The following is a 14,372-nucleotide window of genomic DNA, read 5'->3' as shown; positions in this document are numbered from 1 at the left end:
TTAAGACCTGCTTTCTTCAATAAATAGCTTTTCTAGACTTTCTTTTTCTTCCTCTATCCTGTATATATCTACTTTTTCTGCTAAAAAATTAACTATGTCTGCAATTTCTTGGTTAGATTTTTTACCTAAAATTATCTTCTTATCACTTATGCAATTTATATCAAGATCTAAAAGTTCTAAAGCTTTATTATTGTCAGATGTAATCATTGATATATATGGTGGATGAAGTCTTCTGTATTCATCTAAACTTCCGTTGTAAGTCAATTTGCCTTCTTTAAGTATGCCTATGTGAGTAGAAATTTTTTCTATCTCATCAAGTATGTGTGAAGAAATAAGAATGCTAGTAGAAGTGTTCTTCACGATGTTTTTAAACAAATTTCTCATCTCCTCAATCCCTTGAGGGTCTAAACCGTTGATTGGCTCATCTAATATCAATAGTTTAGGGCTGCCCATAAGTGCCATGGCTATACCAAGTCTTTGCTTCATACCTAAGGAGTAGTTCCTAGCCTTCTTCTTACCTACATTGTTAAGTCCTACAAGATCTAAAGTCTTAGTAATGCTGTCTTTTTTAATACCTTTTAGACTTGCGACTATCTCAAGGTTCTCGTAACCACTTAAGTGCTCGTAAAAGGATGGGTTTTCAATAAGGGCACCAAGGTTTTTGTTAATATCCTTTTGATTTTTGGCCTCTACCTCTTGATCGAAGACTTTAACTGTGCCCTCATCTTTTTTTACAAGACCAAGCACTATCTTCATAAGAGTTGACTTACCTGCACCATTTTTACCAATAAGTCCATAGATAGAACCTTCTTCGATTTCTAAAGAGTCAATGTCTAAGACCAATTTTTTGTTGTAAGATTTTTTTAAATTTTTTACTTCAAGTATTTTTTTCATAATCATTCCTCCTAAGATCATAATAACACTCAAAGATAAATATAAAGTTTACACAAGCTCACTTTTAGATAACAAATTCAAATAAAACCAAATATATTAAAAAAATGTTGTATAATGGTCTTAATGAGGTGGGACAATGGATTTTAGAAGTAATTTTAGCATATTGTTAGTTGATGATGAAAAAAGTTTGCTAGAAAATTTATATAATTTTTTGAAAGACAAGGGTTTTAAAGAAGTTTATACTGCCAAAAACTTGAAGGAGTCCAGATTTAAATTAGAAAATTATAAAATTGATTTGGTAGTTTTAGACCTAATGCTTCCAGACGGCAGCGGCTTTGATCTATTAAAGGAGATAAGAAGCACGTCTAATGTAGCTGTTATAATACTATCTGCACTCGATGGCATTGATGACAGAAGATTAGGCTTTGAAAATAAGGCCGACGACTACATAGTCAAGCCCTTCTTTCCTGATGAGCTTCTTTGGAGGATAGATGCAGTTTTAAGAAGAAGTAAAAAAATTAAAAGTGATGAGAAAATTAATTTAGGTAAGGTAGTTTTTGATAAATCGAGAGGGATACTTGAAAAAAATGGTGAAGAAATTCCTTTAACAGCAAAGCAATTTAAAATTTTAGATTATTTATCCCAAAATATAAATACAATAGTTTCAATTGACCGAATTTTAGATAATATTTGGGAAGACTCTTATGGTTACGAAAATACTTTGATAACGCACATATACAGGCTCAGAGAAAAGCTTGAAGACGATCCAAGAAATCCCAAGATTTTGATTACAATAAAGGGTCTTGGCTACAAACTAATTAAAGAGGATTAAAATGTTTAATTATATATTAAAAAGATTTAAAAAAATTGTAATTAGAATACTAAGCTTATTATTCTTTCTATTATTTTTACTTATGATTTTTCTCTACCTAAACTATAGATTAAATAATAAATATCCAAACCCTAATTATATTTACTCCTATGTGAAAGAAAATAAAACGGATACTTATCTAAACAAGAAAAATACAGCGTTTTTACAAGAAAAAGATATTTGGGCTATAAGACTCGATAAAGATGGAAATCTTATAGAGAGCTTTAACAAGCCAAAAGAGCTTAAAAATAAGTTTGACATAAGAGATGTTGCAAGATTTGCGAGATACTACTTAGCTGACTACCCTGTATTTACCTACGTTTTAGACGATGGCCTAATTGTCTTTGCATATCCGAAACATTCCTTGGACAAATTACCTTCGAATTACTATAGTTACAGCAAATTTATTTTCAATATAATACTTGTTTTAGTATTTGTAATTTTATTCTTATTATTTGTCTATGTGCTTTATAAATTAGATATTAAAAATATCCTTAAAAATATACTCCCACTGCAAAGAGCAATTGATAAGCTGTATGAGGACGACTATGAAAAGCTTGATGAATACGGCGAATTAAAAGATTTGATGGCTACCATAAACGAAGCAAATGAAAAATATAAGAACTTGAAAAAATCACAATGCAAGTGGATCAGAGGTGTGAGCCATGACGTGAGGACGCCGCTTGCTAAAATTTCTTGGGAAGTAAATAAAAAAAATCCTGATAAAAAACTTATACAGGACGAAGTTTTAAAAATTTCAAATATCTTAGAGGGTCTAAACCTCACCATATCATTATCTAACATCGATAAAGAGAATTTTACTTGTGAAAATCCTTTAAAAATAATCAGAAAACTTATAGTTGACAAACTAAATGAAAATCCCGATAGAGACATTACTTTCGAAAATAATATTGAAAATCAAGATATTAAGATCAAGTTAGATGAGAATTTATTTTATAGAATGCTTGAAAATATCTTAAAGAACGCGCTTACTTATACAAGCGGAAAAATTAAAGTTGTGCTTAATGAGAGTAAAGATATGATAAGTATCACTATATCGGACGAAGGCTGCGGATTATCTGAAGATATTATAAGAAGAATTAACGAAGAAGACTTGACTAATATAACAAAACATGGCTTAGGTCTCTTTATTTCTAAGCAAATTGCCGAGCTGCACGACGCAGAATTTATTATAAACAATAAAAACCCAGGTCTCGAAGTATCTTTTGTCTTTAAAGGTAGAAGCCAATTTTAATTAAACATATTTTCCAATATAAAAGACCCCTTTACTGCTTTGACGGTAAAGAGGTCTTTATCATTCTATCTATTGTGTTTTATAGTTACTTAACAGCTTTTAAAAGTGCCTTTAGGAACTTCCACATTCTTTCAGTTGACTTAATATCTAGGTGCTCTCTTGCTGTATGAACGTCGTAGATGTTTGGTCCGAAGCTTATCATCTTAGTATCTGGTAAGATTTGTTTTAGTAGACCGCATTCAAGTCCTGCATGTATAGCGCTTACTTCTGCGTCTTTGCCTGTTTCTTCTTTGTAAACCTTTGATACTAAGTCTCTTAGTACTGGGTCTTCATCGAATTCCCATGAAGGATAGCTTTCCGAAAGTTCAACTTTGCCGCCAAGTACTTCTGTCATGATTCTAACTTGTTCTCTTACTTCAACTAAAGCTGCATCTGATGAGCTTCTGATTGAACATAGATAGTTTACGCTACCCGCTTCAGTTCTTAATATAGCTGCGTTGCAGCTTGTCATTACAAGACCTTCTATGTCCTTAGACATGTATATAACGCCGTGTGGAGCAAGCATTAAGAAGTTTATAATTCTATCTGTATCTTTCTTTGTCATGCGTTTATCTGCTTTGACTTCTTTAAATTCAAGTGTCATATTTGGATCTTCTATATGATAATCTTTTTTGATATGGCTGAATAATTCATTCATTGCTTCTTTAACTTTAGCGTAATCTTTATGAACTATAGTAGCCTTTGAGACGTTGGCGATGGCATTGTGCTTAGTACCACCTTCGATTGAGACTAATCTTAGTTTATCGCAGTTGCACTCATTAAGTAGTCTTGCTAAAACTTTGATAGCGTTTGCTCTTTGCTTGATGATTTCCATGCCGCTGTGTCCGCCTGTAAAGCCTTTAAGTGTTATTTCTAAAGCTTTTTTGTCGTTATCTTTGTATTCTACTTTGAATTTGGATTCACTATTAACTCCACCTGAGCTTGAAGATAAGAATATGCCTTCTTCTTCAGAGTCAATGTTGAATAGGTAGTCGCCGCTTAGGTGTTCGTTTGTTAAGTTTATAGCTCCGACCATGGATGTTTCTTCTGCAGTTGTAAATACTACTTCTAATGCTGGATGCTCAATGTCATCTGCATCTAGTACTGCAAGTGCCATCGCAACAGCTATACCGTCATCAGCGCCAAGTGTTGTGTTGTTGGCTCTTAGGTAGTCGCCGTCAACTATCATCTCAATTGGATCTTTTGAGAAGTCGTGGTCGCTATCTAAAGTCTTTTCACAAACCATGTCCATGTGTCCTTGCAAGATAACCTTTGGTGCGTTCTCATAACCCTTTGTAGCGCCCTTGTGTATAACGATGTTTAGCGCCTTGTCTTGCCATACATCTAAATTTCTTTCCTTTGCCCAATTGTATAGGTAGTCAGAAATTCTCTTTTCGTCGCCTGAGCCTCTTGGAATTTGGTTGATCTCTCTAAACCAATGAAAAACTTCTTGTGCTGGTAATTCTTTGTAATCCATAATAAACCTCCTAAAAATTTTCTTTAAAATATTTAATTATATCGTCCGATTCATAAAGTGCCTTGCCATCTATGAAAAGACATGGCACTTGATCCTTGCCGCCTCTTTTGATTAAGTCTTCGTTGTTGTTTCCCTCTTTGATGTCGATAAGCTCAACACCCTTAACATTGCAGTGGTCCATCATATATCCAAGTACCTTCTCGCAGTATGGACACTCAGCCTTGTAATAAAGTTCTAATTTCATCTTAACCTCCTAAATACTACCTAATTTAATTATATTTCGAATAAATAATTTATTTTGTATGCGTATAGGAACAATGCCACCTGCCACTAAGTCTTCGCCATCAAAGTCGTCACATTTTAGCCTGCCTAAGCTTTTCTTCTCTAGGTACTTCACCTTACGCGCATCATTCATGTAGCCAGTCTTGAGTGTAAACTCTAGGTGCCTGTGTCCCTCGTTCTCTTCTACGAGGTAGCCCTGCTCCTCTACATAAGTATTGATACCCATATCAGTTGTGAAATCAATCACTAAGATATCCTTTTTAATACTATGCTTATCAAATTTATACTTGCGTCCATCTATGTCAATGGTGATCTTCTCATCTAAGAGGTCGAGTATGGACATGGTTGCAGGCATATATAAAAGGTCATCATAGTTATGAAGAACGAATCTATCGAAGCTCTCCTTAGTCTTGTTTTTCGCGTAGTCCTTGTAGAAGCTGATGCACTCACCGCCATTAAAGCGGTCCTCTCTAATGATTCCAAGCTTCTTCTCGATATTCTTTTGCTTAAGTCCGTCAAGCCCTAAGGTGTCCTTATGCAGTCTAAGCTTCTCATACATATCAAAGGACGCTAGTTCATGCACGGCTATGCCATAACGCTCAGCGCGCTTAGATATGAAAGGAAGGTCGAAGGAGTTGCCGTTGTATGTAACGACTGTTTTGTATCCTTTAAGCTTCTCATTCATTATAGAGATAATTTCTTCCTCTTCATCAGCATCCTCAGCTATGAGCTGTGTTATATGCATAGTGCTTTTACTTAAGTCAATAAAAACTAGCCCAATGAGGTAGATAAAGCTTCTCATGGGGCTAAGTCCTGTCGTTTCAATATCAAGAAAAACAGCTTCCTCATCGTAGTACTTAGACTTAAAAGTTAATTTTTCATCATATTCTAAAATTTTCATTATACATTAAACCTGAAGTAAACTATATCTCCTTCTTGCATAATATAGTCCTTGCCTTCTAGTCTCATAAGGCCCTTCTCTTTTACTTTGTTCATAGACATCTCGTTAGCAACAAGGTCGTCGTAGCTAACAACTTCCGCGCGTATAAAGCCTCTTGCGATGTCTGAGTGAATCTTTGCCGCTGCATCAACGGCTCTAGTTCCATTCTTAATAGTCCACGCTCTTGTCTCGTCTTCACCAGTTGTTAAGAAGCTCATAAGACCAAGAAGCTTGTAGCTCTTTTTGATAAGTCTGTCAAGACCAGACTCTTTTATGCCCATGTCTTCTAAGAAAGCCTTTCTTTCTTCATCATCAAGCTCACTCATCTCTTCTTCAATCTTTACAGAGATAGGAACTATCTCAGATCCTTCGCTCTCTGCATACTCTCTAAGTCTTGCAATGTACTTGTTATCCTTTAAGTCATTGATGTAGTCATCTTCAGATACATTTAAAACGTAAATTATAGGCTTTAAGCTTAAAAGATTAAAGCTTCTAAGCATAGCCTTTTGATCATCATTAAGTTCTAAGACTCTCGCAGACTTACCTTGTTCAAGAACCTTCTTCACTTCATTAAGTAAGTCAAGCTCGCTTTGTAAAGACTTGTCACCCTTCACCTGCTTAATAAGCTTTTGTATCCTAGATTCAACCATATCAAGGTCTGAGAATATAAGCTCTAGGTTGATAGTCTCTATATCTCTTATAGGGTCTATGCTGCCGTCAACATGTACTATGTTTTCATCTTCAAAGACTCTTAGTACGTGAACTATGGCTTCAACCTCTCTTATGTGTGAAAGGAACTTGTTACCAAGGCCCTCGCCCTTTGACGCGCCCTTAACAAGACCTGCTATGTCATAAAACTCAATAACAGCTGGTATTGTCTTCTTTGATTTATTTACTTCTGTTAATATTTTTAATCTCTCATCTGGCACTTCAACAACGCCAACATTGGGGTCTATAGTGCAGAATGGATAGTTTGCAACTTCCGCTCCTGCCTTTGTTATCGCATTAAAAAGTGTTGACTTGCCAACATTGGGTAGTCCTACTATACCTAATTTCATTACTTTACCTCTCTTATCAATATATCTTTGATTATCTTGGAGCTATTGCCGTCTCCATATGGGTTGATGGCCTTGTGCATCTTCATATACTCGTCTTCATTAGTAAGTAGCGTCTTCATATTAGTATAAACACTATCGAACTCAGTTCCGACAAGCTTTGCAGTACCATATTCAATGCCTTCTGGTCTTTCAGTCTCGCGTCTAATAACAAGAACAGGAACACCAAGTGCAGGTGCTTCCTCTTGCAATCCGCCTGAGTCTGTTACAACCATGTAAGCGTTCTTTAATATATATGCCATGTCTTCATACTCAACAGGCTCTGTTAGTAAAACATTGTCCGCTCCATCAAGGTGCTTCTTCGCAAGCTCTCTAACCCTTGGATTTGGATGCATAGGAAAGACTATGCTTACATCATCAAACTCGTCAGCAATCTTTCTTACAGCTGAGAAGATATTTTCCATAGGTTCACCTTGGTTCTCTCTTCTATGCGAAGTAAGAAGTATTAGCTTCTTATTTAAGTCGAGCTTCTTAAGGTCATCTCTTGTAAAAGAGTCTACCTTGTCAGCAGTCATTAGTAGGGCATCTATAACAGTGTTACCTGTTATGTATAACTTACTCTCATCATATCCTTCTTTGATAAGGTTATCCTTCGCCCTTTGTGTTGGGCAAAAATGAAAGTCAGTCATGATACCAGTAAGCTTTCTGTTCGCTTCCTCTGGGAATGGACTATGGATGTTGCCACTACGAAGGCCTGCTTCAACGTGGCCTATCTTAACTCCATTGTAGAAGGCCTCAAGTGCACCTGCAAATACTGTTGTAGTATCACCTTGCACAAGAACTACATCAGGTTTCTCTTTCTTAATAACCTCTTCAAGACCCTTTAGGGACCTAACAGTTATATCGGTTAAAGTCTGTCCCTTCTCAAATATATTTAAATCATAATCAATCTCAAGATCAAAAACCTTTATTACAGAGTCTAAAAGCTCTCTGTGCTGACTTGTTATACATGTTACAAGCTCAACATTATCAGCAGTTTTTAACTCTTTAATAATAGGTGCCATCTTTATACCTTCAGGCCTTGTGCCAAATATTATTAAAGCTTTCAATTTTCACCATCCTTAAACAATCCAATCTTATATGCTAAAAATACTATAATCATAAAAATAATTCCAGACAAAAGTACAGATACTGTGTTTCTAAGCTTCATCACAAGTATGCCAAAGATTGAGAATATGGCTGATATTGTATATAATATCAAAACTGTCTTCTTTGTCGAATACTTTCTTAATAATCTATGATGCAAGTGGCCCTTGTCAGCTGAAGCAATCGATCTACCGCTAAGCAGCCTTCTAATCATTGCAAAAGTTGTATCGAAGACTGGTAGTCCAAGTATCATGATTGGTACTATGATGCCGATGGCAGCGACCGCCTTCATCGCTCCTTGTATAGTTACTACTGCGAGCAAAAATCCTGCTAGCAAGGCTCCAGTGTCTCCCATGAATATCTTTGCAGGTGCAAAGTTGTACTTCAAAAAGCCAAGGTAGCTCATGCCTATGCATAAAGCTAGTGCTGTTAGTGAGTACTGTTCATACGAAACAGAAACTACAGCTAAGGTCATTGATGAGATAAAGACAACACCGCCTGCTAGACCATCAAGGCCATCTATTAAGTTTATGATATTAGTAACACCAACTATCCAAAATAGTGTTACAGGCAGAGATAGAAAACCCAAGCTCAAAAGGTTGTTATCGATAAATGGGTTACCTATGTTCATTATCCTAATATTGCCTAAAAAGTAAACCACAAGCGCCGCCATAAGCTGAAATAACACCTTATACTTCGGCTTAAGGTCATGTATGTCATCGTAAAAACCCGATAGCATAATGATGATAGAGCCTATGAAAATGGCTGTGTTCCTTGGCGTAAATTTGTATAGTATCATATATGGAATGAAGATTGCAAAGAACATAGCGAAGCCGCCACATGTTGGCACAGAGTCTGTGTGCATACGTCTTTGATCCTTCGGCACGTCGATAAAGCCAAGCTTCTTAGACAATTTTATTTGCAATCTTGTAAGTATAAGCGCTAAAACTAAACTTACAAAAGCTGCAAAATATATTCTTCTCAATTAATTCACCTACTTAGTTCCGAAAAGTCTGTCTCCTGCGTCTCCAAGTCCTGGAACGATGTACTTGTGTTCATTAAGCTTTTCATCAACATTTGCTACAAAGATGTCAACATCTGGGTGGTGACTCTTTACGTATTCAACTCCTTCTGGAGCAGCAATGATGTTTACAAGCTTAATGTGCTTTGCGCCTCTCTTCTTTAAAAAATCTATAGCTGCAGTGGCACTTCCACCAGTTGCAAGCATTGGGTCAAGAACTATAACTTCTCTCTTCTCTATATCTGAAGGGAGCTTGCAATAGTACTCAACCGGTTCATAAGTCTTTGGATCTCTATATAGACCTATGTGACCAACCTTTGCTGCAGGTAGTAGGCTTAGCATGCCGTCTACCATACCAAGACCAGCTCTAAGTATAGGCACTAGTGCTATCTTCTTGCCAGCTAAACTATAGCCAACAGTTTTACATATAGGTGTCTCTATAGGCATCTCTTCTAATTGTAAATCTCTAGTTACTTCGTAGCCCATAAGCATAGATAGCTCTGTAACTATCTCCTTAAATTGCTTTGTGCCAGTTTGTTTCATTCTTAATATGCTTAGTTTGTGTTTAATAAGTGGATGATCAAATACAGTTACCATAATACCCTCCTAACAATTTTCGATTAAATCGACTCTTCTTTTATGTCTTCCTGCTAAAAATTCTTCCGCTAAAAATGTATCAAGTATAGATTTCGCAAGTTCATCTCCTATAACTCTTGCGCCAAGAGCTAGCATGTTCGCATCGTTATGGTTTCTTGACATCTTAGCCATGTATTCATTAGTGCAAAGTGCGCATCTGATGCCTTCTACCTTGTTTGCAGCTAGTGATATGCCTATGCCAGTGCCGCAGATAACGACTGCCTTCTCTACTTCGCCAGCAATTACACCCTTCGCTGCTTTCTTGCCATAAACCGGATAGTCAACTGACTCTGTAGAGTCTGTGCCGTAATCAACGACGTCTAAACCTTTTTCGCTCATATAAGCTTTTAACTTTTCCTTTAGTTCAAATCCTCCATGATCTGATGCTATGCCTATCTTTCTCATGATACCTCTCCTTTACAATTTTATCATATACATTTTCTATTTTCAATACTTAATGTTGTGGCCCGAAGACTTGATAATCCTATTCATAATCGCCATGAATATACCTTTGCGCTCATAACCTTGCATGATGATGTAGCCGTATCCCATATCATCTGCCGTCCTTAATAGGTTAAAGATGTTGTGCGATATGCTTATGGGCTCCTTGATACTGCCTAGGTCCATGGTCTTGAAACCATGAAACTCGTCTTCGTACTCCCTAAGTGTAAAGACTACTGGCTTCTTGTCAAGGTTTGCCTCATACTCGGCCTTCATCTTTTTAATAAGGTCCTCACCCTCGCCCATGATGATGACCACCTTGGCATTAGGCTTGTAGTGTGTATACTTTTGTCCAGGGCTGATTGGTTTCTTCACTTCTTTATCATCAGTGATTGCCTCATCATACTCTGCATCCGGTATTATCTTTTGCAAGTCTTCTAAGGAAATCTTGCCCGGTCTTAGTATGCGTACCTTGTCTCTACTTAGGTCGATAACAGTTGATTCGATACCTACTTCACTCATCTCTCCAGCTAGTATGTACTTAAGCTTGCCGTGAAGGTCCTTGTATACATGCTCTGCGCACGTTGGCGATGGATAGCCAGATATGTTCGCGCTCGGTGCTGCTATAGGAGTCCCAGCATACTCTATAAGTTTTCGTGCAACCTCGCTCGATGGCATACGTATTGCGACGCTATCAAGACCTGCTGTGATTACGCTTGGAACTACGTCCTTCTTTTTCAAGATTATAGTCATAGGTCCTGGCCAAAAGGCATCAAGAAGAGCATCATATTTTTTGTCATAATATGCAAGCGGCTCTATCATATCTAAAGACGCAATATGAAGTATTAGTGGGTTGTCACTTTGTCTACCTTTTGCTTCGTAAATCTTCTTAACAGCTTCAGCGTTTAGTCCATCGGCTCCTAGGCCATAAACAGTTTCAGTTGGAAAGGCAACTAGACCGCCCATTTTAATCTCTTCAGCGCACAATTTTATATTATCATCTGTAATTTTTAAAAGCTCTGTCATTATATCAACCTCTAAACTTAATTTTACCACAAAAGATATGAATTATCAATACAAAGGCTCTTGAAAATGCGTTTAATTAGATACAATATATTTACAAAACATAGCTCGCTTGGTATATAGTACTAAGCCTCTCATATGGTAGCAAGCTTCTCATATGGTAGCAAGCCTCTCATATATCACCTCGCGCGGCATAAAAAAGAGGGGCTAAGCTAGTCCCTCTTAATATATAAAGCTATTTAATTATTGGTACTTGATATCTCTCGCCTTTTTTAAGACTTAAGTTCCTATCGCCAAGGCTTCCTTCTGCATCCTCTAATAAGACTAAAAAGATCTCCTTAGCCTTAAGAGCATCTGCCCTCGTGCTTAGCTCTTTACCACTCGCATCAATAAATTTAACTCCTAGCTCTGCTTTAGAGTCTTTATTAAGAAAAGCCACGCCACTATCTTGAGAGAATATCTTTACCGTCTTTGGAAAGGCAAAGCATCTTTCTTTCACCTTGAAGCCGAAAATTATATTGCCACTCGCATCCTTAGTAGGAATGATGTATGACGCATTATCGCCATCGTAGACATATAATAAATCCTTTGTACTGATAGCCTCATCAACTATGAGCTTTGAACTTGTAGATGCGCTTACTTCTTCAGCATCATCAAGGTAGTAGAAGATAACGTCATAAACTCCCTTGCTAAGCTTAGTGTCCTTACTACTAAGAAGCTCTCCATCTTTTAGAATTTTTACTTTTAAAGCCTCACTTGCATCTTCGCCCTTAGCAATATCGAAAAGTTTTGCTTCGCCGCCTTCGTAATTTTTAAAGAACTTCTCGTCTATGCTCTCTCCTTCAAGCGCTCTATAGATGCCTATGATATTTTTGAACCTCTTTGCCTTGTCCTCTGACCTGTACTCAAGCGTACACTCGTAAGCCTTGCCAGCAAAGTTAAAAGTGAACTTGATCCTGATCTTGTCCTTCATGCTTGGCTTTCTGAACGTCACTATCTCTTCCTTGGCGTTCCTAACTGCAAGGTCTTGCTTAGTTCCTTCGCCTAGGCTTAGCTTCATCTTGCATGAGCTAAGTGCACTCTTATCCATTTGCATTGGATAAACAAGGCGCCTTACTTCGTCCACACTCATATCGGACTTCATATCGAAGCTTATAGTCTCGCCTTCTATATCCCTTCCTTGGTAGATGAGCTTAATCGGTATCAGCCTTGCAATCTCTTTCTTAAGTTCTTCATTTGCCTTTGTAATGGCTCTTTCATCATCCATTGAAAGTGCTGCCTTTAAAGCTTCTTTATTTAAAAGTACTGCCTTATAAGTAGCATTCTCTTTGATAATTGCTTCAGCAGTTTTTAAAGTGTCTTCTGCGTCCTTTCTACTAATCACAGCTTTGTATAGCTTAGCTAATAGTTCTTCAAGCTCTTTCTTCTTTGCGCTAAGCTCCTCATCGCTAAGCTTTTCCCTTCCAAGCATTTCATCTGCTTCATCTATGAGAGCCGTATCACTTTCCTTCAGTTTAAGCTTATTTAGGCTTATAAAGTCTTCAAGCTTTCTTAACTCATCATCAAGAGCCATCTCATCCTTAAGAAGCTCGTCTGTACTATCAAGTTTATCCCAAAGCTGAGATATCTTATCAAGGTCTGTGATCTTAGACTTAGAAGCCGCAACTCCCTTCACATGCTTAATTATATCTATGGCTGCTAGCTTATCTGAATTCTTCTCGTTTAGGCCAAGGTCTGCTAGTAGGCCTTCGTAATCATCTGCAGCTGCTTGCATATCCTTAAGTTCTTCTATGGCAGTGTCGTAGTCTTCCTTAACTTTGCTGGCATCTTTAAGTGCGTTAAGCAAAGTTTCCTTTGACTCCTCGCCGTCCGTGTCCTTATTCGCTCTAATTGTTCTCATAAGTGTGTAAGACCTATCTTCTAAGAAGAAGATCCTTCCCTTGCTAATGTCTTCTAGGTTCTCTAATGCCTCTTTGACCATCTCTTCAATGGCTGCCTTATCATCAAGTTCGTCAAGGACTTTGATTATTGCATCGTTAAGCTTAAGTATCATCTCGTCTGCACATTGATGCATAGGCTTCGAAACTATAAGCATTTGTGCCTTCTTAATCAGCTCTTCAAGCTTATCATCTTTCTTGTCTTTAATGAGATCTTTTAATCTAGTCGCAGCATCCTTTATCTCTTCAAGTTCATTATTAGATGCATAAAGACCATCTAGCTTATCTTCAAGTTTCGCTTTCGATTCAGCTATGGCCTCCATGCTAGCAAATTCATCATCAAGAACTTGCTTTGCCATCGCAAGAGTCTCTTTAAAGTCTTTCAAAGCTCTCTCATAGTTAATTTTGTAGTATTCAAGGTCAAGCTTCTTCTCCAAGGCTTCGGACATATATACTAAGTTCTTTAAATCGCTTTTAGGATTTCTTTCGTCCATATCTTCCTTAAGCTCAACTTTCTTACCTTGACTAGCATAGTCCTTATTAAGCGCGTCTATAGCATTGCTAAGCTTCTCGCAAGCAAGATCTACTTCTACTTGTATAGCCTTTTTGTTATTTAAAATAAGTTTTGCGTTAGCATAAGCAAGCTTGTACTCATTCTTTTCATTCTCGCTTGCCTCATTCGCATAAGTGCTACCATGTATAAGTAAACTCTTAAGCTTAGTCTTATCTGTGTTTTTATATGAAGCTGGGTACCTTAAAGGTGCAGCAAACCTTGCGTATAAGGCGCTCACCATAGCCGTGAACTCTGCTCTCTTGATAGCATCCTTCGGCTTAAATTTTCCATCTGGGTAGCCACTTATTACTCCAAGTGCTTTGAATGCATCTATATATCCAGCCTCGCTAATTCCTTCTAAGTCTGTAAAAGCATTCGCTGAGTCTTTTGCGTCTATGCCATAAACAAGGGCTAGCATATGCACAGCTTCCGCTCTACTTACTAAGCGCTTAGGCTCTGCCTTCTTACTCTTAAGACCAATGAAGCCTGTGTAGGCCGCCTTCTTAAATTCAGTATAATAAGTGTCGTCCTTATCTATGTCATCAAAGTCAATCTTGCTTTCTTTATTAATGCGCGTTAATTTATTTATAGCCTTAAGCACTTCAGCTCTCGTAAGCACATCGTTTGCTCCGTAGACTTCGCCATGTTCATCAAAGAGTTCTATAGCCAACTTGTCATCTACATAGTCCTTCGCCCAGTGTCCATCAAGGTCCTTATATGAGGCTGCAGATATATCCATAGATAAAACTAAAACTAAAGCTAATACTAGTACAATAAGTATCTCTAATTTCTTTTTCATGCT

The 14,372-nt window shown here is 37.3% G+C and carries 13 protein-coding genes; 2 read left to right on the top strand and 11 right to left on the bottom strand.

All coding sequences use genetic code 11. The features are described from left to right. Positions 1–894 carry an ABC transporter ATP-binding protein gene (locus KO172_RS04370; RefSeq protein WP_215492304.1) on the bottom strand — a complete coding sequence of 298 codons (894 nt, stop codon included), beginning with the start codon at positions 892–894 and terminating at the stop codon, positions 1–3. Positions 895–1,030: 136 nt separating this feature from the next. Between KO172_RS04370 and KO172_RS04365 the strand changes: the two genes are divergently transcribed. Both KO172_RS04365 and KO172_RS04360 read left to right on the top strand, forming a co-directional pair. Beyond that, complete coding sequence (locus KO172_RS04365) at positions 1,031–1,726, top strand: response regulator transcription factor (protein WP_215492303.1); 696 nt, start codon at positions 1,031–1,033, stop codon at positions 1,724–1,726. Position 1,727: 1 nt separating this feature from the next. Then, complete coding sequence (locus tag KO172_RS04360; protein WP_215492302.1) at positions 1,728–3,020, top strand: sensor histidine kinase; 1,293 nt, start codon at positions 1,728–1,730, stop codon at positions 3,018–3,020. A gap of 85 nt (positions 3,021–3,105) precedes the next feature. Here the strand turns inward: KO172_RS04360 and KO172_RS04355 are convergent, their stop codons facing one another. The 10 genes from KO172_RS04355 to KO172_RS04310 all read right to left on the bottom strand — a co-directional run bounded on the left by KO172_RS04355 (position 3,106) and on the right by KO172_RS04310 (position 14,369). Continuing rightward, on the bottom strand, positions 3,106–4,536 hold the full coding sequence (locus tag KO172_RS04355) for an aminoacyl-histidine dipeptidase (protein WP_215492301.1): 1,431 nt from the start codon (positions 4,534–4,536) through the stop codon (positions 3,106–3,108). Positions 4,537–4,546: 10 nt separating this feature from the next. Then, complete coding sequence (locus tag KO172_RS04350; RefSeq protein WP_215492300.1) at positions 4,547–4,780, bottom strand: glutaredoxin family protein; 234 nt, start codon at positions 4,778–4,780, stop codon at positions 4,547–4,549. A 9-nt stretch (positions 4,781–4,789) separates the two neighbouring features. After that, positions 4,790–5,719 (bottom strand): ribonuclease H-like domain-containing protein, encoded by a 930-nt coding sequence (locus KO172_RS04345; RefSeq protein WP_215492299.1) that lies wholly within the window; start codon positions 5,717–5,719, stop codon positions 4,790–4,792. Then, positions 5,719–6,816: a redox-regulated ATPase YchF gene (gene ychF, locus KO172_RS04340; RefSeq protein WP_215492298.1), complete on the bottom strand. Its 1,098-nt coding sequence runs from the start codon at positions 6,814–6,816 to the stop codon at positions 5,719–5,721. Before ychF ends, KO172_RS04345 begins: the two co-directional genes overlap by 1 nt. Next, positions 6,816–7,922 carry a non-hydrolyzing UDP-N-acetylglucosamine 2-epimerase gene (gene wecB / locus KO172_RS04335; protein ID WP_251320116.1) on the bottom strand — a complete coding sequence of 369 codons (1,107 nt, stop codon included), beginning with the start codon at positions 7,920–7,922 and terminating at the stop codon, positions 6,816–6,818. The genes ychF and wecB overlap by 1 nt, the downstream gene beginning before the upstream one ends. Next, positions 7,919–8,944, bottom strand: a complete 1,026-nt coding sequence (locus KO172_RS04330) for a glycosyltransferase family 4 protein (protein WP_215492297.1) — start codon at positions 8,942–8,944, stop codon at positions 7,919–7,921. The genes wecB and KO172_RS04330 overlap by 4 nt, the downstream gene beginning before the upstream one ends. Before the next feature lie 9 nt (positions 8,945–8,953). Continuing rightward, a complete protein-coding gene (gene upp, locus KO172_RS04325) occupies positions 8,954–9,577 on the bottom strand; it encodes a uracil phosphoribosyltransferase (RefSeq protein WP_215492296.1) in 624 nt (207 codons plus the stop codon). A 9-nt stretch (positions 9,578–9,586) separates the two neighbouring features. Next, positions 9,587–10,021: a ribose 5-phosphate isomerase B gene (gene rpiB / locus KO172_RS04320; RefSeq protein WP_215492295.1), complete on the bottom strand. Its 435-nt coding sequence runs from the start codon at positions 10,019–10,021 to the stop codon at positions 9,587–9,589. Positions 10,022–10,063: 42 nt separating this feature from the next. Next, complete coding sequence (locus tag KO172_RS04315; RefSeq protein ID WP_215492294.1) at positions 10,064–11,083, bottom strand: L-threonylcarbamoyladenylate synthase; 1,020 nt, start codon at positions 11,081–11,083, stop codon at positions 10,064–10,066. Positions 11,084–11,315: 232 nt separating this feature from the next. After that, a complete protein-coding gene (locus KO172_RS04310) occupies positions 11,316–14,369 on the bottom strand; it encodes an S-layer homology domain-containing protein (protein ID WP_215492293.1) in 3,054 nt (1,017 codons plus the stop codon). Positions 14,370–14,372: the final 3 nt, after the last annotated feature.

The sequence above is a fragment of the Fenollaria sporofastidiosus genome, assembly GCF_943169635.2.
Classification (GTDB): domain Bacteria; phylum Bacillota; class Clostridia; order Tissierellales; family Peptoniphilaceae; genus Fenollaria; species Fenollaria sporofastidiosus.
This window is presented reverse-complemented; position numbering and strand designations above follow the sequence as displayed.

Bases quoted from the DNA above. Each gene is read 5' to 3' on its own strand.
- KO172_RS04370 (WP_215492304.1), bottom strand. From the start codon at position 894: ATGAAAAAAATACTTGAAGTAAAAAATTTAAAAAAATCTTACAACAAA.
- KO172_RS04365 (WP_215492303.1), top strand. From the start codon at position 1,031: ATGGATTTTAGAAGTAATTTTAGCATATTGTTAGTTGATGATGAAAAA.
- KO172_RS04360 (WP_215492302.1), top strand. From the start codon at position 1,728: ATGTTTAATTATATATTAAAAAGATTTAAAAAAATTGTAATTAGAATA.
- KO172_RS04355 (WP_215492301.1), bottom strand. From the start codon at position 4,536: ATGGATTACAAAGAATTACCAGCACAAGAAGTTTTTCATTGGTTTAGA.
- KO172_RS04350 (WP_215492300.1), bottom strand. From the start codon at position 4,780: ATGAAATTAGAACTTTATTACAAGGCTGAGTGTCCATACTGCGAGAAG.
- KO172_RS04345 (WP_215492299.1), bottom strand. From the start codon at position 5,719: ATGAAAATTTTAGAATATGATGAAAAATTAACTTTTAAGTCTAAGTAC.
- ychF (WP_215492298.1), bottom strand. From the start codon at position 6,816: ATGAAATTAGGTATAGTAGGACTACCCAATGTTGGCAAGTCAACACTT.
- upp (WP_215492296.1), bottom strand. From the start codon at position 9,577: ATGGTAACTGTATTTGATCATCCACTTATTAAACACAAACTAAGCATA.
- rpiB (WP_215492295.1), bottom strand. From the start codon at position 10,021: ATGAGAAAGATAGGCATAGCATCAGATCATGGAGGATTTGAACTAAAG.
- KO172_RS04315 (WP_215492294.1), bottom strand. From the start codon at position 11,083: ATGACAGAGCTTTTAAAAATTACAGATGATAATATAAAATTGTGCGCT.
- KO172_RS04310 (WP_215492293.1), bottom strand. From the start codon at position 14,369: ATGAAAAAGAAATTAGAGATACTTATTGTACTAGTATTAGCTTTAGTT.